General features: G+C 60.5%; 14 protein-coding genes. 12 read left to right on the top strand and 2 right to left on the bottom strand.

Features of this window, described 5'->3' with window-relative positions; genetic code table 11:
• Nucleotides 1-11: 11 nt before the first annotated feature.
• The 10 genes from AC3RCP_RS02370 (at nucleotide 12) to AC3RCP_RS02325 (ending at nucleotide 13,601) form a co-directional block, all read left to right on the top strand.
• The gene (locus AC3RCP_RS02370) at nucleotides 12-473 is read left to right on the top strand and encodes a nucleoside deaminase (RefSeq protein WP_274331284.1); all 462 of its coding nucleotides are present in this window, start codon (nucleotides 12-14) and stop codon (nucleotides 471-473) included.
• Complete coding sequence (locus tag AC3RCP_RS02365) at nucleotides 460-1,674, top strand: CynX/NimT family MFS transporter (protein ID WP_492571717.1); 1,215 nt, start codon at nucleotides 460-462, stop codon at nucleotides 1,672-1,674. Before AC3RCP_RS02370 ends, AC3RCP_RS02365 begins: the two co-directional genes overlap by 14 nt.
• Nucleotides 1,675-1,989: 315 nt before the next feature.
• Complete coding sequence (locus AC3RCP_RS02360) at nucleotides 1,990-2,508, top strand: Hcp family type VI secretion system effector (RefSeq protein ID WP_007925756.1); 519 nt, start codon at nucleotides 1,990-1,992, stop codon at nucleotides 2,506-2,508.
• A gap of 134 nt (nucleotides 2,509-2,642) precedes the next feature.
• Nucleotides 2,643-4,685, top strand: a complete 2,043-nt coding sequence (locus AC3RCP_RS02355) for a type VI secretion system Vgr family protein (RefSeq protein WP_492571718.1) — start codon at nucleotides 2,643-2,645, stop codon at nucleotides 4,683-4,685.
• The gene (locus AC3RCP_RS02350) at nucleotides 4,675-5,415 is read left to right on the top strand and encodes a DUF4123 domain-containing protein (protein WP_492571719.1); all 741 of its coding nucleotides are present in this window, start codon (nucleotides 4,675-4,677) and stop codon (nucleotides 5,413-5,415) included. Before AC3RCP_RS02355 ends, AC3RCP_RS02350 begins: the two co-directional genes overlap by 11 nt.
• The gene (locus AC3RCP_RS02345) at nucleotides 5,412-10,313 is read left to right on the top strand and encodes an RHS repeat-associated core domain-containing protein (RefSeq protein WP_492571720.1); all 4,902 of its coding nucleotides are present in this window, start codon (nucleotides 5,412-5,414) and stop codon (nucleotides 10,311-10,313) included. Before AC3RCP_RS02350 ends, AC3RCP_RS02345 begins: the two co-directional genes overlap by 4 nt.
• Nucleotides 10,310-10,675, top strand: a complete 366-nt coding sequence (locus AC3RCP_RS02340; RefSeq protein WP_492571721.1) for a hypothetical protein — start codon at nucleotides 10,310-10,312, stop codon at nucleotides 10,673-10,675. Before AC3RCP_RS02345 ends, AC3RCP_RS02340 begins: the two co-directional genes overlap by 4 nt.
• 496 nt (nucleotides 10,676-11,171) lie before the next feature.
• Nucleotides 11,172-11,516, top strand: a complete 345-nt coding sequence (locus tag AC3RCP_RS02335) for a hypothetical protein (RefSeq protein ID WP_492571722.1) — start codon at nucleotides 11,172-11,174, stop codon at nucleotides 11,514-11,516.
• Nucleotides 11,517-11,707: 191 nt separating this feature from the next.
• Nucleotides 11,708-12,271, top strand: coding sequence for a hypothetical protein (locus AC3RCP_RS02330; RefSeq protein WP_492571723.1), 564 nt, complete (start codon nucleotides 11,708-11,710; stop codon nucleotides 12,269-12,271).
• A 658-nt stretch (nucleotides 12,272-12,929) separates the two neighbouring features.
• On the top strand, nucleotides 12,930-13,601 hold the full coding sequence (locus tag AC3RCP_RS02325) for a hypothetical protein (protein WP_007928953.1): 672 nt from the start codon (nucleotides 12,930-12,932) through the stop codon (nucleotides 13,599-13,601).
• 88 nt (nucleotides 13,602-13,689) lie between these two features.
• Here AC3RCP_RS02325 and AC3RCP_RS02320 read toward each other — a convergent pair whose 3' ends face one another.
• Nucleotides 13,690-15,024 carry an aryl-sulfate sulfotransferase gene (locus tag AC3RCP_RS02320; protein ID WP_492571724.1) on the bottom strand — a complete coding sequence of 445 codons (1,335 nt, stop codon included), beginning with the start codon at nucleotides 15,022-15,024 and terminating at the stop codon, nucleotides 13,690-13,692.
• Nucleotides 15,025-15,088: 64 nt separating this feature from the next.
• Nucleotides 15,089-17,458: a TonB-dependent receptor gene (locus AC3RCP_RS02315; RefSeq protein WP_492571725.1), complete on the bottom strand. Its 2,370-nt coding sequence runs from the start codon at nucleotides 17,456-17,458 to the stop codon at nucleotides 15,089-15,091.
• Between the two features lie 153 nt (nucleotides 17,459-17,611).
• Here AC3RCP_RS02315 and AC3RCP_RS02310 point away from each other — a divergent pair, with 153 nt between their 5' ends.
• Nucleotides 17,612-18,556 carry a LysR family transcriptional regulator gene (locus AC3RCP_RS02310; RefSeq protein WP_009041643.1) on the top strand — a complete coding sequence of 315 codons (945 nt, stop codon included), beginning with the start codon at nucleotides 17,612-17,614 and terminating at the stop codon, nucleotides 18,554-18,556.
• A gap of 222 nt (nucleotides 18,557-18,778) precedes the next feature.
• Nucleotides 18,779-20,395: an alkaline phosphatase family protein gene (locus tag AC3RCP_RS02305; RefSeq protein ID WP_492571726.1), complete on the top strand. Its 1,617-nt coding sequence runs from the start codon at nucleotides 18,779-18,781 to the stop codon at nucleotides 20,393-20,395.
• The last annotated feature ends 48 nt before the right edge of the window (nucleotides 20,396-20,443 follow it).

The raw sequence follows: 20,443 nt of genomic DNA, 5'->3' as shown, positions 1-20,443 counted from the left end.
AGGAGCCCCCCATGAAAGACGATCAGGAGTACCTGCAACGCGCCGTCGAACTGGCCCGGCAAAACGTCGCGGCCGGCGGCCGGCCGTTCGGTGCGGTGCTGGTACGCGACGGCCAGGTGCTGGCCGAGACGGTCAACCAGATCCACCTGACCCAGGACCCCACCGCCCACGCCGAGCTGTTGGCCATCCGGGTTGCCAGCCAGCGGCTCGGGCCGCGCCTGGACGGCTGCGTGATCTATGCCAGCGGCCAGCCCTGCCCCATGTGTTTGAGCGCCATGTACCTGTGCGGTGTGGCGCGCGCGGTATTCGCCGCGGACAACGCCAGCGCCGCGCCCTTCGGCCTGTCCACGGCGACGATCTACGAACAACTGGCCCAGCCCCTGGCGGCGCAGCGCTTGCCGGTGCAGCACGTGCCGCAGGCGGCGATGCACGAGATCTACCGCGACTGGCAGGCCCACCATGCCGCTCGCTGAGTCGCGTCTGCGCCGCCTCGGCGGCTGGGCCCTGCTGATCGCCCTGGGGCTCAACCTGCGGCCGATCATCAGCTCCATCAGCCCGCTGCTGATGGAGATTCGTGGCGCCACCGGCATGAGCTTCCAGAGCAGCGCCTGGCTCACCAGCCTGCCGGTGGTCTGCATGGGCCTGGTGGCCTTGCTCGGGGTGCGCCTGGAAGCCCGCCTGGGAGAACGGCGCGGCGTCGCCCTCGGTCTGTTGATGATCCTCTGCGCCTGCCTGGCGCGGTTGCTCTGCGACCAGGCCGGCGCCCTGCTCGCCACGGCCCTGCTCGGCGGTGCCGGCGTGGCCTTGATCCAGGCACTGGTGCCAGCGCTGATCAAGCGCCAGTTCCAGCAACGGGTGGCCTTGGCCATGGGCATTTATTCGGCTTCGTTGATGGGCGGCGGCGGCCTCGCGGCGCTGCTCAGCCCGCAGGTCGCCACGCATTTCGCCCATTGGCAGGCCGGGCTCGGCGTGTGGCTGTTACCGGCGCTGGCGGCGCTGCTGCTGTGGTGGCTGCTGCCTTTCGCCGGGCCGAGGCAGCGCCTCGACGCCCCCTCCATCAACCTGTGGCGCAACCGTCGGGCCTGGTTGCTGGCGCTGTACTTCGGCCTGGTCAATTGCGGCTACATGAGCATGGTCGCCTGGCTGCCGGCCTATTACCTGCAATTGGGCTGGAGCGCGACCCAGAGCGGTTCGCTGCTGGCGTTCATGACCCTCTTCCAGGTCACCGCCGCGCTGTTGATGCCCGCCCTGGCGCAGCGCCAGAGCGACCGCCGGCCATTGCTCGCCATCAGCCTGAGCGCCCAGGCCCTGGGTTTCAGCGGCCTGGTGTTGTGGCCGCTGCAGGCCCCGCAGCTGTGGGTGGCACTGATCGGCTTCGGCCTCGGCGCCTGTTTCGCCCTGAGCCTGATCCTCACCCTCGACCACCGTCGCGATCCCCGGGAAGCCGGACAGCTGGCGGCCTTCGTGCAAGGGGTGGGGTTCCTGATCAACGCCGTGTCGCCATGGATGACCGGCTGGCTGCGGCAGCTCACCGGCAGCTTCATCAGCGCCTGGTGGGTACTGGTCCTGAGCGTGCTGGCCATGCTGGTGCTGACCCGGGTATTCAGCCCCTCCAGCTACCGGGAGCCACAGATAGCGACCACGGCACCGCAGCCGGCCTCCGTGACGCCTTAAAGATCAAGGCCCATGGCCACTATGCGCAACTTCTTGCGCACCCCTCTGTGGATAACTCTGTGAACAGTTATCCAAAGCCTCGATAAACCGGGACCTGCAGCCAAGTGCGCAACTTCTTGCACAGCACTGCGCAAGAAGTTGCGCACTTTCAAGCGCTTTCGAGCTGGAAATACCGTCAGCGATGCCAGAAAACGCCGGAAGCCCTTGTTCCATAAGGCACTTTCAACTCCTGGCATGCTCCTTGATATCAACTTGGCACCCAACCGGGCGATCCGTCCCACCGGGCACCTTTATTTTTTAGCAAGGAGAGCATCCATGGCTACACCAGCGTATATGTCCATCACCGGCACCAAACAAGGCCTGATCACCGCCGGTGCCTTCACCGCTGACTCCGTTGGCAACACCTACCAGGAAGGCCACGAAGACCAGGTCATGGTTCAGGGTTTCCAGCACGAAGTGATCATCCCTCGTGACCCGCAGTCCGGCCAACCAACCGGCCAGCGCGTGCACAAACCAGTAGTCATCACCAAGGTTTTCGACAAGGCTTCGCCACTGCTGCTGGCTGCCCTGACCTCCGGTGAGCGTCTGACCAAGATCGAAATCCAGTGGTACCGCACCTCTGCCGCCGGCACCCAGGAGCACTACTACACCACCACCCTGGAAGACGCGATCATCGTCGACATCAAAGACTACATGCACAACTGCCAGGACCCATCGAACTCGCACTTCACCCACCTGGAAGACGTGCACTTCACCTACCGCAAAATCACCTGGACCCACGAAGTCTCCGGTACTTCCGGTTCCGACGACTGGCGTTCCCCGGTCGCGGGCTAAGTCCGGCCGACCGTTACACCAACATCGGCCAGCTCTGCTGGTCGATGTTGTTTACGCCATAAGGGATTTCTTGCGTTCGTCGGCGCCCGGCCCCGGGGTCGACCCACGCGGCAGTACTGCACGAGGAACAAGGGATGTTCGCGCCGGCCAATCAGACCCACTTCAGCCTGACCGTCGAAGGTCTGGAGAACGACCTCCAGGTATTGTCCTTCACCGGACGGGAAGCCATCAGCCAGCCCTTCGCCTTCGAGGTCGAGCTGGTCAGCGCCCAGGCCGCCCTGGACCTGGAAAGCCTGCTGCACAAACCGGCCTTCCTGCAGTTGGCGCAGAACGGCACCGGCATCCACGGGCAGATCTACCGCGTCGCCCAGGGCGATTCCGGCAAGCGCCTGACCCGCTATTCGGTGACCCTCCGCCCACACCTGGCCTACCTCGCGCACCGCATCAACCAACGCATCTTCCAAAACCTCACGGTGCCGAAAATCATCGGCCAGGTCCTCGAAGAACACGGTATCCAAAGCAACGCCTACCAGTTCCAGCTGGGTTCGATCTATCCCGAGCGCAACTACTGCGTGCAGTACGACGAATCGGACCTGCATTTCATCCAGCGCCTGTGCGAGGAAGAAGGTATCCACTACCACTTCCAGCACAGCGCCGACAGCCACACCATCGTCTTCGGCGATGACCAGACGGTGTTCCCGAAACTGGCGCCAGTGGCCTACCAGCAAGACTCCGGCATGGTCGCCAACGACCCGGTGATCAAGCGTTTCGACCTGCGCCTGGAAGCCCGCACCAGCCGCACCACGCGCCGCGACTACGACTTCGAGAAACCGCGCCTGACCCTGGAGAGCGACGCCAAGAGCGAGTTCAAGCCGGACCTCGAGGATTACGACTACCCCGGGCGCTTCGTCGACCGCGAACGCGGCAAGCACCTGGCCAAGCGTGCCCTGGAACGCCACCGCAGCGACTACCGCCTGGCCGAGGGCAAGAGCGATCAGCCGCTGCTGGTCAGCGGGCATTTCCTGGCCCTGAGCGAACACCCGAAAGCGCAATGGAACGACCTCTGGCTGCTCACCGAGATCGTCCACGAAGGCAAGCAGCCGCAGGTGCTGGAAGAGTCGGTGACCAGCGACACCACGGCGCTGAAGGACGACTTCCACCAGGGTTACCGCAACCGCTTCCAGGCCACGCCCTGGGACGTGCCCAACCGGCCGCCGCTGCTGCACCCCAAGCCGCGCATCCTCGGCAGCCAGAGCGCGGTGGTCACCGGGCCCAAGGGCGAAGAGATCCACTGCGACCAATACGGCCGGGTCAAGGTGCAGTTCCACTGGGACCGCGAAGGCCAGTCGGACGACAAGACCAGCTGCTGGCTGCGCGTGTCCTCGGCCTGGGCCGGCGCCCAGTACGGCGGCATCGCCATCCCGCGGATCGGCATGGAAGTGCTGGTGACCTTCCTCGAGGGCGACCCCGACCAGCCGCTGATCAGCGGCTGCCTGTACCACAAGGAAAACGTCGTCCCCTACGACCTGCCGGCGAACAAGACCCGCAGCACCTTCAAGACCCTCAGCTCCCCGGGTGGCGGCGGCTACAACGAGCTGCGCATCGAGGACAAGAAGGGCCAGGAACAGATTTTCCTGCATGCCCAGCGCGACTGGGACGAGAACGTCGAGCACGACCAGAAGATCCGCGTCGGCAACGAACGCCACGACACGGTCGAGGCCAACAGCTACAGCGAATTCAAGGCCGAGGAACACCACACCGTGCACGCCGACCGCAAGGTCGAAGCGCGCGCCAGCGACCACCTCACCGTGGGTGTGAACCAGCACATCAAGATCGGCACCGGGCAGTTCATCGAAGCCGGCCAGGAGATCCACCTCAATGCCGGGGTGAAGGTCGTCATGGAAGCCGGCAGCGAGCTGACCCTCAAGGGCGGCGGCAGCTTTATCAAGCTCGACGCCGGCGGCGTGACCATCAGCGGCCCGCAGGTCAAGGTCAACTCCGGCGGCGGCCCGGGCAGCGGCTCCGGCGCCGCGCCACTGATGCCCGGCGTGCTGAAGCAGGCCGACGCCGACAAGGCCGGCGCCCTGTTGACCCCGGCGCAAATCAACACCCTCAAACGCAACGCGCCTTTCTGCGAAGAGTGCGAAAAGTGCAAGGACGGTGCCTGTGCCATCTGATCGCCTGACACCCCAGGCCTGGCTCGCTAGCCAGCCCCTGCAACCCGACGAGCGCCTGTACCTGGTGATCAGCAACGCCAGCGACGCCAACCCGCTCAAGGACTTCTACCAGACCCAGGGCGCCAGCGGCCTGACCGCCCTCTGGAGCGGCACGCCCTACGCCGACTGGCAGCCGGTCATGCCCTACCTCGCCGAACTCAAACCGACCTCCCCCTTCCTCGACTGGATCGCCACCACCGACGCCGACGACTGGGGCTGGCTCGCCGTCTCCCGCTGCGAACCGGCAGTGGTGTTCGAACACCTGCGCAGCCTGACCCAGGTGAAGATGCCGGGCGGTGCCGAGGTGTTTTTTAGGTTTTGGGATGGGCGGCATATTTATCCGATTTTGGAAGGGTTGGGCGAAGACGCCCCCCAAGTCCTGCCGATATTCGACCGCTACCTGATCAATGGCCGGGCGTTGAACGTCGGCCAAGGCGTAGTCAAGCCACCGAAGCCATTTCCCTGGTGGGAAGTGCCGGAGGCACTGGTCAAGAAGCTCGCCAAGGACGATCCCAGCACGGTGATCGACAACCTGATGCAGTGGCTGAGCGAAGACTGCCCCGAGCTGTACTTCGCCTTTCCTGAAAACAACCTGCGCCACAAAGTCGAACGCTTCGTCCGCCATCAACCGAATACAGAAGGTATGGCAGAACGCCTCGCCGCCCAGCTGACAAAGGAAGTCAACGCATGATTAGCAGCCCACTGGGAACCTTGGTCCTTCGGGTACTGGACGCCAAAAAGCCCGACGTGAACCTGATCCTCAAGGACTTCAATAATTGCCTGACTAACTACAAGGACTGGGCGGACGGTTTCTGGACAGGCAGGGTCATGGACGTCGACCAGAAGTTCAAGGTCGGCAACGAAGTCAGCGTCAAAAAGCGCAGGACCAGCACGGGTGACGTCGAGACCTTTGCAGTGTGTCCAAAGGACGGCAAGTTCACCCTCATCCATGCGTTCGAAACCGCACGCTACGTGCCCATCGGTAATACTCCGGTCCGCCTTGAACAGGTCGAAAAGGCAATGATCGGGTACTCCGTGGTGGGAGCCCCGATCAATAGAAAGATCGGTCCTAGCGGCATCGAAACCATCGACAACTGCACCCCGGGGAAGCTCTATCGCATTACCTTTTTTCCGGACGTGTCGGACAGTGATGTCAAAGCCCTCTATGGCTCTTACAAAGGCGTGATCACCCACCTCGATGGCTGGCTGAAAAGCGAGTGGACGAGCAAGTTCCAACCACAATGGAGCACTTACTCCGAGGCCGACCGCTCAGGTCGCGCAAGGATTCTGCTGCAAGAGGCGCTCGACAGCTTCGAGCAAGCGCTGCTCAATTTGTGGGACGACTTGAAAGACCTTATGGAGCTTTTGGCCGACCCGATAGGCAAGGCCAAACAGCTTGGCGATTACTTGTCGAACATAGAAATCGACAAGCTCTACGCCACCTCCAAGGACGCCATTGCCTCTGCCTTGTTGATACTCAACGACGAACCGCTGATGTTCATCTACGTCTCGGCGATTGTCGCCTGGGTCGGCATGTTACCGCCGCAAGTAATCGCCAGTGTGATTTCGAGTATCGGTGTCGAATTTCTGATCAACGTGGTCATCGGCATCTGCCTTACCGGCGGGGCCGGCCTTGCCGTGCGCCTGGGGACCAAGGCCCTGAGCAAAATGAAGTCTGGGGGAGCGCTCAAATACCTTGAAGGCCTGGCTGAGCAGCTGATGACGGCTAGCAGCAAACATAGCCTTCCGGCCCATACGGAGCTGTCCAAGCCTGTGATGCTCAAGGCCAAGGATGTTCCACTGGACGCGAGCAAGAAGGCCCCCCTCTCCATCAGCCCCAGCGATGCTGGCGGTGGGCCTGTACCTCTGCCCAAGACCGCCGATACACCCACGCTGATGGAGCAGAACGCCTCGGTGTTTGCCCGGAAGAAAACGGAGCCGCAAAGCCTGCTGGTCAAACAAGAACCTGTTAATGACGTACCCAAGCAATCCAAGAACCCGGCGAATCAACCGGCGCAGTGCACAAAGAACACCCGCTGCGAGGGCGACCCCATCTCGATGGTCACCGGTGAGGAGCTACTAACCCTCACTGACGGTGAACTCGACGGCCTGCTGCCCCTGGAGTGGACACGGCTGTATCGCACCAGCGCAGTGGAAATCGATAACCGCCTGGGCTTCGGCTGGAGCCACTCGCTGTCCCATCGGTTGCAAATCAACGATGAGGGCGTGCTGTGGACTGACAACGAAAATCGCCAAACCCAGTTTCCACTGCCGACCGAACAGTGTCCGGCCATTACCAATAGCCTGGCCGAAGCCGCCATCTATCTGGGGGATGCCCCGGGCGAACTGATCCTGACTCAGGCCGGGCAGGGCGCACGCTTTTATCACTTCCGCGCCGGGCGCCTGACCACCATCAGCGATGCCTACGACAACCAGTTGCACATCAGCTACGACCTGGTCGATCGCATCCAGCGCATCGACAATGGCGCCGGGCGCTCCCTGTTTTTGCGTTACGACGATCGGCATATCGTTGCCGTGGATTACCAGCAACGACGTCCCGACTACAACGAACAAGGTGAGCGCCAGGAGCCGTGGCTGACGGTCCAAACCCTGGTCAGCTACCAGTACAACGCACGCAACCAGTTGATCAGCGCCACCAATGCGGTCGGTGAAGTCGAACGCTATCGCTATGACGAGCAGCACGTCATTCAGGAACGGCAACTGGCCGGTGGTGCGAGCTTTCAGTGGGAGTGGGAACGCGAAGGCAAGGTGGTCCGCTGTATCCGTCAGTGGTCCAACATCGCACAAATCGATGCGCGTTATGTGTGGGACGACGAAGGCACAGTGACTGTCGTCAACTCCGATGGCAGCGAGCAGGTTTACGTACACGACGAGAATGCCCGACTGGTCAGCCAGACCACCCCTGACGGTGCAGAAACGCAAAAAGCCTACGATGAAAAAGGCCGGCTGATCGCCGAGAAAGACCCGCTTGGCGCGGTCACCGAATATCAATACAACGAAGCCGGGCGCCTGGTCGCAATCATCCCACCCGAAGATGAACCGACCACCTACCAGCACCACAACGGTTTCGTACGAGTAGCCCGTCGAGGCAAGGCCACCTGGAAATACCAGCGCAACCTCCAGGGCGACATCACCCAACAGACCGACCCGCACGGCAACGAAACCCACTACCGCTACGACCGCCAGGGCCGCCTGCTGGAAATCACCCATCCCGACGGCAGCCGTCATCAACTGGGCTGGAATGGCCTCGGCCAACTACTGGAAGAGCGCCTGCCCGACGGCGGCCAACGCAAATACCGTTACGACGCCCTCGGCCGGCAGATCACCCGCCAGGACGAATGCGGTGCCATCACCCAGTACCAATGGGACGCCGCCAACCGCCTGGCGCAGATCACCCTGCCCGGCGGCGCGACCCGCGCCTTCAGCTACAACGCCTACGGCAAAGTCACCGCCGAACGCGATGAACTGGGCCGCGTCACCCGCTACGAATACGCCGACAACCTGCATCTGGTCAGCCGCCGCATCAACCCGGACGGCAGCCAGCTGCGCTACCGCTACGACAACGCACGCCTGCTGCTCACCGATATCGAGAACGAGCGCGGCGAGCAGTACCACCTGGATTACTACCCCAACGGCCTGATCCAGCAGGAAACCGGCTTCGACGGGCGCAGCACCGCCTATGCCTATGACCTCAACGGCAACCTGCTGAAGAAAACCGAGTTCGGCGACAACGGCAGCGAGCTGGTCACCGAGTACCAGCGCGACGCCGCTGGCCGCCTGCTGGTGAAAACCCTCGCCGACGGCGAAGAAATCCACTACCGCTACGACGCCCTCGGGCGTCTGGTGAATGTCGACGACGGCCACTGGCCGCTGGCCTACGAATACGACCTGCAAGACCGCCTGATCACCGAACACCAGGGCTGGGGCACCCTGCGCTACGAGTACGACAAGCTCGGCCAGCTCAGCCATTGCCGCCTGCCCGACGGCAGCAAGCTCGACTACCGCCATGCACCGGGCGGGCAACTGAGCAGCATCGACCTCAACGGCTCGCGCCTGACCAGCCACCAGTTCAACGCCGGCCGCGAACAGCAGCGCCAACAGGGCCTGCTGCTCAGCCAGTACCAGTACGACGAGCAGGGCCGCCTGCAGGCCCACAGCGTCAGCCAGCAACGGCACGGCCAGCACCAGAACCTCTACCGCCGTGCCTATGCCTACGACGCCAACGGCAACCTCGCCGGCATCGACGACAGCCGCAAGGGCAACCTGCGTTATCACTATGACCCGCTGGATCGGCTGGTCAACGTACGTGGCGCCACCCCGGAAAGCTTCGCCCACGACCCAGCCGGCAACCTGCTGGGCCAAGGCGACCAACCCGCGGCCAACCTGGCCAACGTCAAGGGCAACCGCCTGCTGATGCAGGGCGACCGCCACTACGACTACGACGCCTTCGGCAACCTCAGCCGCGAACGCCGCGGCGCGGGCCAGAAGCTGGTCACCGAATACCAGTACGACTGCCAGCACCGGTTGATCGGCGTCAGCCTGCCCGGTGGCAGCACCGCCACCTACAAGTACGACGCCTTTGGCCGACGCATCGCTAAAACCGTCGATGGGCGTACCACGGAATTCCTCTGGCAAGGCGAACGGTTGATCGCCGAAAGCGGTGAGAATCGCTATCGCAGCTACATCTACGAGCCCGGCACCTTCCGCCCCTTGGCCATGCTCGATGGCGAAGGCCCGGCCCAGGCCACGCCGTTCTACTACCAACTCGACCACCTCGGCACGCCGCAGGAATTGACCGCCTACAGCGGTGAAATCATGTGGTCGGCGAAGTACCGGGCGTATGGCAATCTGGCGGCGCTGGACGTTTCCGAAATCGACAACCCGCTGCGCTTCCAGGGGCAGTACTTCGATACGGAAACCGGGCTGCACTACAACCGCCATCGCTACTACAATCCAAGCTCTGGGCGGTTTTTGACCCCGGACCCGATCAAGCTGGCGGGGGGGTTGAATAACTACCAGTACGTAAACAACCCAACGGGATGGGTGGATCCGTTGGGGTTGAATAGCGAATGCCTTGGTACTAACGGGGGAAAATCAGAGCTAGAAGACAGAACACCAGAAAACAACGCAAAGGTGAAAGAAGGAGCACCACAAGCCCCACACACAGATCGAACCTTCAAGCCTGGTGAAGATGTTATTCACTTTAAAAAACATGGTGGCGAAATCGCCGAAACTCTTGGATATGAAAATTACACTCTCCAACAGTACACATCTGATGCCAATTCGGTTATTCGAAATGGTACATTTGTACCTGAACTAAATGCTTATGTTGCAATACCTGGCGGAACCGGGAGCGCTAAAGGTTTACTAGTTGGGCTTGACAGGAAAACTGGTGAGATAACAACCTTGCACTTAAAGCCAGTATCCTTTTTTGAGGCAAAAGCACCTAGCCTGGGATGGAAAGCTCAACCAAAATCAGCTAGGACTGACACTGTTGGCCCTAACCCTCATATTGGGTACAAACCACCGCCATATAAAACACCAACAGGACCTAGCGAACAGCCATGATAGTAAAAAGCATTAACTGGATATCAAAATCAGCTCAAGATGCCGAGGTTGAGATCACTGATGGGAGATTTACCTGCATGGCTTTCTCTCAGCCATGCACTGTTGAGGTTGGCGATCAGGTGACTGATCTACTTCATGTATTCTCTATGAAAAACGCAATGATCAGTCAAGACACAACAGTTGGCATCTGGAAAGCCAGCGACGACTCCCTAGAACAGAAAGTCATTGCAAAAATAATTGACTCCACCGAACAAATTATCGCTGTTGGAGAAATATTGCTACTAATCGAAGACTACTTACCAGGTGGTATAACTGATGGAACCATTATTGAATTCCAATGCAGCAGAATAGACCTATGGTGATTATACTCTATTACCTAAAATTGATAGAGCATGAAAATCTCATACCGATGTTTCTTCGTAAAATCATGTAACACTGTAGGCACAGAAAGCCGTAGCTTTTTGATATTAAATGCTCTTCCAACCTCTCACCTGAGACACATAATTTTATTTAAATAGTTTTTTCCTACAAGACAAATCGACTTTTCCAGCTTGTAAATGTTTAACCCAGTATATAGCATCTTCAAGCCGCTGCGAAATCATTGACAAGAGTGCGGAAGCCCTTTTAAAACTAGATAAAAGACCAAACATACCCCAGAAATGGGTAGAGTTGTTTTGGGGCATCTAAAGTTTCGAGAAGATAACGAAAGAAGCGCAGACACGTTCTAATCAGCCATTTAAGCTTTAATATAGGCACTCATCCAAGGGTTGACACCACATATAGAACATGCAACATCCACCTATAGTGACGAGCGCAATCACATGTATCGAATCTTTGGAAAACAATGGCAAAAGTGAAATGAAAATAAAATTAGAATACAACCTTCAAGCCATTCGTGTGCCAAGCGGATGGACAATAACCATAAACAACCTGTTCGAAGTTGAGCTAACAGAGAAGACGTCCGACTGGTACAGCAACTCCGTACTTATTGGTGGCATGCGGAGAAGCACTGGTCATTGTTTTGATGCAAGATTGGAACCAGAAGGAGACCCCTTCGGAGATTTTGTAGTTGACTTCCTGACTATAAAGCATGACAACCGTGGAAAGCCAATAAGAAATTCTGAAGAATATATATGTGAATTTAGAACAAAGAGTAAAAGCGAGTTAATAGCCAAAATTGAAAATTACATGCTAGAAGCATGATCTCGCGGCATCAAAAAACTCTCAATTCACCATTATCCAACACCAGTTAAATCCCACCCACTCTTCAGGAAAATCAATTTAAATCCATGTACATAAATAAAACCCCAAAAACCGAGTCCGCTTCATACATTGGAGGGAAACCAGTCATCCCCCAAGGAATGAGCATACCCAAAAGCCCAAACGGCAGTTTGATGAGCTTTTACTTCACGCTGCAATTTCCAGAGACTCATTCACTACATGGCCACACACTAAGTATTTTTGCCGCGACTGAGGATTTCAACGAAGACTATACGATTTCTGAAATGCTCAAAGTCCCGCTATCGGGGGCGATAATTCCAGATAACTTTTTAAGCGATTACCAAAAATACTTTGCGGTCTTTCTTTTCAGGAGTGAAGATAAAACCTATGCAAGTGACTACCCGATACGGATCGCAATGACTCCCTTAGCATTTAGCCACAGTAAAGGCAGTGATGTGTTCGGGTGGGCTGGTGATAAGCCCAAGTGGCTCATGGGTGATGAGACACCGGCCCAGTACAAGGGAGCAGCCTTGGACTTTTTATTGCAAGTACATGGAGAGCAATCATTTCCGATTGTTGACACCGCCCCTGCACAACAAGAAATGGATATTTTTGGCAAAAGCAAGTCCCGAACAAAAAGAAACTATACGTTATTCAACCAGAACGAAATCTACTTCTTTGGAAGTAGAACAGAAAAAATTGATGACCGTATCTACATAATCACACAGTGCGACTGATATAAAACTCAACTAGTAATGCAGACCAATGAATAGACTGACGCTCAGGCAAAAAACATTATCCACAATTGCCTACTTGACCTTAGAGATTCTTCCTCCCTGACCACTCCAAGTTTTCTACCTGCAACGCTAGACAAGCTCGTGACCTCAGAGGGTTTTGGCATTGACATGTCGGGAATTTATCTCAGTACTGATGAGGACCTTGAAAGCATCCCCGAATGCCTGAAAGAAGGAATAACATTCGAGTTCATGGGCGAGCACGTAGTGCTTTCATTTTCTGACGGAGCCTCCGTCATCAGCAACTGGTGCGACAATAACGCCATATCAGATCGTGAAAGCATTTTGCTAAAATGCAAAATATTGAAAGCAAAATTCTCAACGGAAGATTAGTCAGTAACAAACATCAAGCTCGCATCGATAATCGCGATGCGATCAGGCAAAAGCTGGTCGCAGAGACTGACAGGAACACTACCGTAGCTGCCTCTGCAAACGGCTTATGCTTCACCCGTAGACCATGCTCGACGGGAGTCCCGCACAAGCCAAGCCGTCCTTCAATACGCCCCCCTGTCGGGCCTACTGCTCCACCTACCCCATTTGTTTATTCCCGCGCTCATCCGTCTAATCCCTATCCCATCCACCGCAACACAACGAAGCCCTCATGACTCGATACATGCTTTACCCGCTATTCCTGTTTTCCCTTCTGCTCACCGGCTGCGCCACCAAGTTCGACGTCGCGCTCAATGGCACGCCGGATCCGGACTATCAATTTGATCGGCAGGCGCTGGTGCTGGTGACGGCCACGACGGGGAATGACGAGAATTCGCTGAATGCCCGTTATTACCTGCGCGATATGGTCAATGCACTGAAGGACCAGGGGTTCCGCGAGGTGTTTACCGAGGCGTCGCTGCCCAAGAAGCATGCGCCGATCAAGATGACGGTCAGCCTCGATATCCATAGCAAGCAAGTCACTTACCGCTACACCGCCACCGACTACGGCCAGGTGCAGAACAGCACTTCCACGGTGTGCAAGGATGGCAAGAAAAAGAAGGAAAAGCTGGTCTGCACCAGCACGCCCAATACGTCTTATGGTCCGGTAGGCACCTCGGAACGCACCGGCTACACCACCCTTTCGACCTTTACCGCGACGGCTCGGGACGAAACCACTCGGCGTGCGGTGTATCTGCTGCGGGTGTCCTCTTATAACGAGGATTGCCAGAACGGCAAGGTCGAGGCCTTCCTGGTGGAGCAAGGCCTGCAGAACCTGGATTTCCGCGACCGCGTACAGCGCAATTACACGGTCACCATGCCTGAAAATTACAGCTGCAAATAAGCCTGTAGAGACCTCGCGATGCGCCGTCTGAACCGGCGCTATCGCGAGCGAGCCTTTATAGGTAACCCAGAGCCACGCAGCAGTCGGATCAACGGCTGGCATTAGTCGGTTGCAAAGCCGCCGTCGGCGCAATCACCGCCGTTTCCGAACGTGGCGTGCCTTGTGGCACCCAGTCATAGCTCACCGGCAATGCGCGGTACACCCAGTTGCTGATGGCGTCGCTGCCCGGAGCCTTGCCGAGGAACGGGCTGACGTATTCCCAGACGTTTTCGCCGCTTGCCGTGACCTGGAAGAAGCGGCCGTTCATGCCTTCATCAATCAGGGTATTGCCGTTGGGCAGGCGTCGGGCGCTGCTGATGAACGAGCTGTAGAAGGCCCAGCCCGGCTGCCTGGAACTGGCGGCGCTGTACTGCCAGACGATCTGTTGGGTCACGGGGTCGATCTCCAGCACCCGCGAGCCGGAAATCAGCCCCAATGGCACCGAGGGGTAGCCGGCCGTGCCCTGGTTGTCGAACACCAGCAGGTTGCCCGCGCCCGGCAGGCCGGCGGGGATGATGTGGGCGTCGTGCTGGCCGACGAACTGGTCCACCGGGCGCGGCAAGGTCGCCGGCGCTCGCGGGTTGAGGGTCGGCAGGTTGGGGCCGAGGCGCCAGACCACCTTGCCGCTCTGCTTGTCGATGATGACGATGAAGTTGGCATTGCGGGAATCGAACAGCAGGTTGTCCGGGGCGAAGCGTTTGTCGCCGGCGTCGAACCACTTGTTCGGGCCAACCACGCTGAGGTTGTTGATGTGCAGGTAGTCCGGGTCCTTGGTGGCCCGCACCAGCTTCAACTGCTCCGGGGTGAAGCCGAATTCCTTGAGGTGTTCGGAGGCCAGCCACTGCCACTTCACTTCGCCCTGGGGGCTGACTTCGTAGATCACGTCATCGATCACTTGCGGCACCTTGAAGCCCGCCACCGCATGCACCTTGTTGGCCAGCACCAGGGTGTTGCCATTGCTCAGGCGGCGCTGGTCATGATGCTGCTGGGCCGCGCCGCCAGGCGCCTGGTCGCCCCATTGCCAGACCACCTTGCCGTCCCAGTCCAGCTCGCCGATGCTCTGGTTGCCCAGGCCATTGCCGGCCGAGCCGAGTTTGCCGGGGTCCTTTTCGCTCAGTTGCAACAGCACCCGGCCACGCGCGCCGCCCACCAGCTGCGGGTCGATGATCGCCGAAGGAAAGCCGGCCTGGGGCCAGTTTTTCACCTCGTTGCCATTCATGTCGATCAGGTGGGTTTTCTTGTCCGCGCCACTGAAGATCACGTACTGATTGAAGGCCTTGGCCGGGTCGTAACGGGTCACGCCGGTGGGGTAGACGCTGGGGGCGGCGAAGGCCCCGGCACTGAATGACAGCAGCAGGGGCAACACGGGCTTGAGGTTCAACATGGTGGAACTCCTGTTCAGGTCGAACCGCGCCGCGGAACCCGGCGCGGGTTGCAAATGAGGGTGTTCAGAAGTCGTAGCGGCCGGTCACGCCAAGGGTCCGCGGCGTGCCGAGCAGCCCTTCATAGCCGCCATTCCCCCCCGACCACAGCGTGGTGTAGTAGGTCTTGTCGAAGGCGTTTTTCAGCCACAGCGACACGTCCCACTGCCCTTGCTCATAGTTGCCACGCAGGCCGGTGGAAAGGTTGACCACCGCGTAGCTGGGAATCTGGCCGTAGTCGGAATCCTCGACGGTGCCGACGGCCTTGGAGCGGAAGGCGTAGCTGCCGGTGACGTAGGGTTCGAGGCCGTTATCCAGGTTCCATTGGTATTCGCCGTTGGCGTTGCCGATCCATTTCGAGGCGCCGACCACCTGGTGGCCGCTGAGGTCGCAGGAGGCCGGGGCGCCCGGGCGCAGGCTGACTTCAGGCGGGCATGGCGCATCCTTGTAGGACAGGTAGCGCACGTCGTTGTAGGAGCCGTTGAGGTTGAGGGTCAGGCCACGGATGGGGATCAGCGTGCTTTCGATTTCCACGCCCCGTGAGCGCACCGAGCCGGCGTTGGTCAGGTACTGCACACGGTTGTTGGCGTCGTAGGCGTTGGTCTGGTAGCCGTTGACCTGGGTCCAGAACAGGTTGGCGTTGAGTTGCAGGCGCTTGTCCCACAGGGTGCTCTTGAAGCCCAGTTCGGCGTTGTTGGCGCGCTCGGTGCCGATCAGCAGCGAGTCGGCGCCAGCGGTGGGCGCCGAGCCGACCGCAAGGTTGACCCCGCCGGACTTCTCGCCGTGGGACAGGGTGGCGTAGCCCAGCAGGTCGTCGGTGAAGCGGTAGCTGAGGTTGAGCAGGCCCGAGGGGCTGGTGCTGTACTGGTTGAGGTCGCCGGAGTCGTAGGCCCCGGCCCGTCCGCGCCGCGCGGTGGCCGCGGCACCGGTCACCGCGGCGCCCCCCACTGGCGCGTTGCGAGTCACCCAGGCGCTTTTCTCTTCATAGGTGCCACGCAGGCCGGCGGTGAAATCCAGGCGCTCGGTGAGGTGCCAGGTGCCCTGGGCGAACAGCGCGAAGCTGTCGGTGCGGATATGCCCGTTGCCGATGCTGGTGACGTTGTTCAGGGCGCCGTTGGGCGTGCCGTTCCAGATGTCCGCCTTGGGGCCGTAATAGGCGAAGGACTTGTTGTCCAGGTCGGAGCCGAAGTAGTAGGCGCCGAGCACGTAGTCGAAGAAGCCGCCGGTGGGCGAGGCCAGGCGGAACTCCTGGGACCACTGTTTATCCTCCACCGAGACCCCGGCGTTATAGCTGGCCGGCACGTTGAGCCCGTCGTCGTTGCGCGGGGTGAAGTCCCACCAGCGGTAGGAGCTGACCGAAGTCAGGGTGAAGTCGCTGGGCAGGGTCCAGTTGGCCTCCAGGGAGGTGCCGCCCTGGAACACCGTGACATGCTGATCGTTGTCCAGATTGACCTTGCGGTGCGTGCCGTCGACCAGAGTGGCGCCGGCCGCGGCGGCCCGCGACTGATACTGGTTGACGCCATTGATGGTCGGCCCGGTGCTGTACAGCACCCGGGTGCCGGCACTGGAGTCCTCTTCGTTGTAGTCGCCGATCCAGCGCAGGTTGAAGTTCTCGTTGGGCTTGAACAGCAGCTGGCCACGGAAGCCCTGGCGCGAGCCGCCGTTGAGGTCATGGCCGTCGTGTTCGTTCTTGATATCGCCGTCGCTGCGGGTGCGATAGGCCGAGAAACGCCCGGCCAGCTCGTCGTTCAGCGGCCCGGAAATAGTGCCCTTGGTCTGGAAGTAGCCGTCCTCGCCCACCGAGGTCTCGATGCTGCGTTCGGGGGTGAAGCTCGGCGCGCGGGTGCTGATGTTGATCACCCCGGCGGTGGTGTTCTTGCCGAACAGCGTGCCCTGGGGACCGCGCAGCACTTCCAGCTGCTCGATGTCCATCAGGTCGAACACCGCCATGCCCGGCCGTCCCAGGTAGACGTTGTCGATGTACAACCCGACGCTGCCTTCCAGGCCGTCGCTGGCCGGGTTGTTGCCCAGGCCGCGGATCGACACGCTGGACTGGCGCGCATGCATGTAGGCGACGTTGACGCTCGGCACCAACTGCTGCAGATCCTGGATGCGATAGACCCGCTGGCTCTCCAGGGCCTGGCCACCGATCACGCTCATCGGCGTCGGTACGTCCTGGGCGCTCTCCTCGCGGCGCCGCGCGGTCACGGTCACGGTTTCCAGCTGGCCGCTGGCGGCGGGCCGGGTGGCATCGGCCTTGGCCGGGGCTTCGGCGGGCGTTTCGGCTTGCGCGGCATAGCCGTGGGACCAGCCGGCGCTACCGGCCAGCAGCAGGGCCAGCGGCAAGCGCTTGAGCCGTCGGGGCGAAGTGGGGGACACAAGGTTCAACGGACTCATGGGCGGCTCCTGGGTAAAAACAGACTGATCCGTATATTCTTTTAAGTTATTTATTTATGTTTTTAATAAGATTTACGGAATAAGAGATTGCCTTTATAAAGAGTCGACCTAATGCATAGCCAATGCATTTCCCCGATATTTTCAATGTGAAAAATGCATATCGATCTGCGCCAGCTCCGTCACTTCATCGCCCTCGCCGAACAGCGCAGCTTTGTCGCGGCCGCCTTGGCGGTGAACCTGTCGCAATCGGCCTTCAGCCGCAGCATCCAGGCCCTGGAGCACAGCGTCGGCTGTCAGCTGGTGGATCGCGGGCGCAAGGACCTGGCACCGACCAAACAGGGGCTGGTGCTGCTCGAACATGCGCGGCGGCTGGTCAGCGGCGCGCAGCAACTGGCCAACGAAATCAGCCAGTTCAACGGCCTGGAAGCCGGCGAGCTGCGCTTCGGTTGCGGGCCGGCGCCGGCGGCGGGTTTGATCCCGCGGGCCATCGGCAGCTTTATCGGGCGTTATCCCAAGGCCCGGGTGCAGTTCCAGGTAGATGACTGGCAAACCCTGAGCAAACGCCTGCTCAGCGAAGAGTTCGAATTTTTCGTCGCCGACACCCGGCAGTTCGAAGCCAACCCGGATTACCTGACCCAGCGCCTGCGCCCGCGCAAATGGCATTTCTGCTGCCGCGCCGGGCACCCGCTGGCCGAGCAGGAAAGCGTCACCGCCGCCGAGCTGATGAGTTACCCGCTGGCCGCGACCATCCGCCCGCCGAACCTGCGCAAGGTGGTGGTCGATCTCAGCGGCCGGCCGGATTTCGTCCCGAATGTGGAATGCGAGAACAGCTACAGCCTGCTCGGCGTGGTGATGCGCTCGGACGCGATCGGTATCATCGGCGCCTACAGCGATGCGCTGCACAATGCCCGGGGCGAGCTGGTGTGCCTGAAGGTCGAAGGCCTGGCCGACGACCTGGAGGAGCTGTACACCCGCTACGGCATCGTCAGCCGCGCCGGGTATCGGCTGTCGCCGCTGGCCGAGGCGATGATCGAGGAGATCAAGCGCACCGACGCGCTGGATGAGGATCTGTGTTCGCTGGAAAATTTCGCGGTCTGAAACACCAAACCTGTAGCCGCTGCCGCAGGCTGCGATCGCCCCGAAGGGGCGCGGCGATTTCAATATCGCTAAAGGCCTTCGGCCTTATCGCAGCCTTCGGCAGCGGCTACAGGGGTCGCCTTCGCCCATGCACATCACGCATGAAAAGCATGCGCCAAATGCGCTTGTCGGAACGCCCCGCGACAGCGAAAACCCTCACCTGTCTTTCGATCGGTGAACGCCATGTCCAACCCCGTCCAACCCGTGCGCAACGTGCTGTACATCATGTGCGACCAGCTGCGTCGCGATTACCTGTCGTGCTACGGCCATCCCCACCTGCACACGCCGAACATCGACCGCCTGGCCGCCGCCGGCGTGCGTTTCAGCCGCGCCTACACCCAGGGCACCATCTGCGGGCCGTCGCGGATGTCGGCCTACACCGGGCGTTATGTCAGCAGCCACCAGGTGGCGTGGAACGCCGTGCCGCTGCCCCTGGAAGAGCTGACCATCGGCGACTACCTGAGCCCCCACGGCATCCGCACCGCGCTGGTGGGCAAGACCCACGCCACGCCCAACCTCGATGCCCTGCAACGCCTGGCGATCGACCCCGAGAGCCAGCAGGCCGAGGCCCTCAACGAGGTCGGTTTCGAGCCCTATCTGCGCCACGACGGGATCTTCCCCGACAGCCCGCTGTTCGACGACAAACGCGAGTCGGCGCCCTACACCCAGTACCTGCGCGAACAGGGCTACCAGGGGCGCAACCCCTGGCACGACTGGGCCAACGCCGCCGCAGGTGAACAGGGTGAAATCCTCAGCGGCTGGAAAATGCGCAACGCCCACCTGCCCGCCCGCGTCCCCGAGCAGCATTCGGAGACCGTCTACACCACCGACCGCGCCCTCGACTTCATCCAAGAGCAGGGCGAGCAGCCCTGGTGCCTGCACCTGTCCTATATCAAGCCGCACTGGCCCTATCTCGCGCCGGCGCCCTACCACGCGCTGTACACGGCCGAGCAGGTGATCGCCCCGGTGCGCGCCGCCGCCGACGAGGCCAGCGACCACCCGGTGTATGCCGCCTTTCGCCAGCATCAGGAGAGCCAGAACTTCTCCCGCGACAAAGTGCGCCTGAACGTGGTGCCGACTTACATGGGCCTGATCAAGCAGGTGGACGATCAGCTCGGCCGCCTGTTCGATTTCCTGCAAAGCAGCGGGCGCTGGGACGACACCCTGATCGTGTTCACCAGCGACCACGGCGACTTTCTCGGCGATCACTGGCTGGGGGAAAAGGAGTTGTTACTGGAGCCGGCCGTGGGCGTGCCACTGATCGTGCGCGACCCACGGGCCGCGGCGGATATCAGCCGCGGCACGCTGGACGAGCGCCTGGTGGAAACCATCGATGCCCTGCCGACCTTTCTCGACGCCCTGGGGCTGCCCGGCGCCGAACACCGGCTGGAAGGCCGCTCGCTGATCCCGCTGTTGCACGGCACGGCGGGCGACTGGCGCCGCTATGCCATCAGCGAATACGACTACGCGTTCCAGGCCCCGGCCCGCGAACGCCTGGCCCAGCCCATCGACCGCTGCCGCATGACCATGGTGCGCAGCGAGCGCTGGAAATACCTGGCCTACGACGGCTTCCGCCCGCAGCTGTTCGACCTCTACAACGACCCCCAGGAACTGCGCGACCTCGGCGCCGACCCGGCCTATGCGGCGGTGCGCGAGGAGCACCTGGGGTATCTGTTCGACTGGCTGCGCGGGCTGAAGCGGCGGACCACCATCAGCCACGAAGAAATCGACCTGCGCGGGCAACGCTTTCGCTATGGCGAGCCGGAGGCAGAAAAGGTGGTGCAGATCGGGGTGTGGTGAGGCGGCGGCTTCGCGGGCTCGATTGCCGGCGAAAAATTTCAAACCCAC

The organism is Pseudomonas sp. GW822-FHT05A08 (assembly GCF_058800485.1).
This window is presented reverse-complemented; position numbering and strand designations above follow the sequence as displayed.

Excerpts from the sequence above, each read along its gene's own strand:
- AC3RCP_RS02370 (WP_274331284.1), top strand. The coding sequence starts at position 12 with ATGAAAGACGATCAGGAGTACCTGCAACGCGCCGTCGAACTGGCCCGG.
- AC3RCP_RS02365 (WP_492571717.1), top strand. The coding sequence starts at position 460 with ATGCCGCTCGCTGAGTCGCGTCTGCGCCGCCTCGGCGGCTGGGCCCTG.
- AC3RCP_RS02360 (WP_007925756.1), top strand. The coding sequence starts at position 1,990 with ATGGCTACACCAGCGTATATGTCCATCACCGGCACCAAACAAGGCCTG.
- AC3RCP_RS02355 (WP_492571718.1), top strand. The coding sequence starts at position 2,643 with ATGTTCGCGCCGGCCAATCAGACCCACTTCAGCCTGACCGTCGAAGGT.
- AC3RCP_RS02345 (WP_492571720.1), top strand. The coding sequence starts at position 5,412 with ATGATTAGCAGCCCACTGGGAACCTTGGTCCTTCGGGTACTGGACGCC.
- AC3RCP_RS02340 (WP_492571721.1), top strand. The coding sequence starts at position 10,310 with ATGATAGTAAAAAGCATTAACTGGATATCAAAATCAGCTCAAGATGCC.
- AC3RCP_RS02335 (WP_492571722.1), top strand. The coding sequence starts at position 11,172 with ATGAAAATAAAATTAGAATACAACCTTCAAGCCATTCGTGTGCCAAGC.
- AC3RCP_RS02330 (WP_492571723.1), top strand. The coding sequence starts at position 11,708 with ATGAGCTTTTACTTCACGCTGCAATTTCCAGAGACTCATTCACTACAT.
- AC3RCP_RS02325 (WP_007928953.1), top strand. The coding sequence starts at position 12,930 with ATGACTCGATACATGCTTTACCCGCTATTCCTGTTTTCCCTTCTGCTC.
- AC3RCP_RS02320 (WP_492571724.1), bottom strand. The coding sequence starts at position 15,024 with ATGTTGAACCTCAAGCCCGTGTTGCCCCTGCTGCTGTCATTCAGTGCC.
- AC3RCP_RS02315 (WP_492571725.1), bottom strand. The coding sequence starts at position 17,458 with ATGAGTCCGTTGAACCTTGTGTCCCCCACTTCGCCCCGACGGCTCAAG.
- AC3RCP_RS02310 (WP_009041643.1), top strand. The coding sequence starts at position 17,612 with ATGCATATCGATCTGCGCCAGCTCCGTCACTTCATCGCCCTCGCCGAA.
- AC3RCP_RS02305 (WP_492571726.1), top strand. The coding sequence starts at position 18,779 with ATGTCCAACCCCGTCCAACCCGTGCGCAACGTGCTGTACATCATGTGC.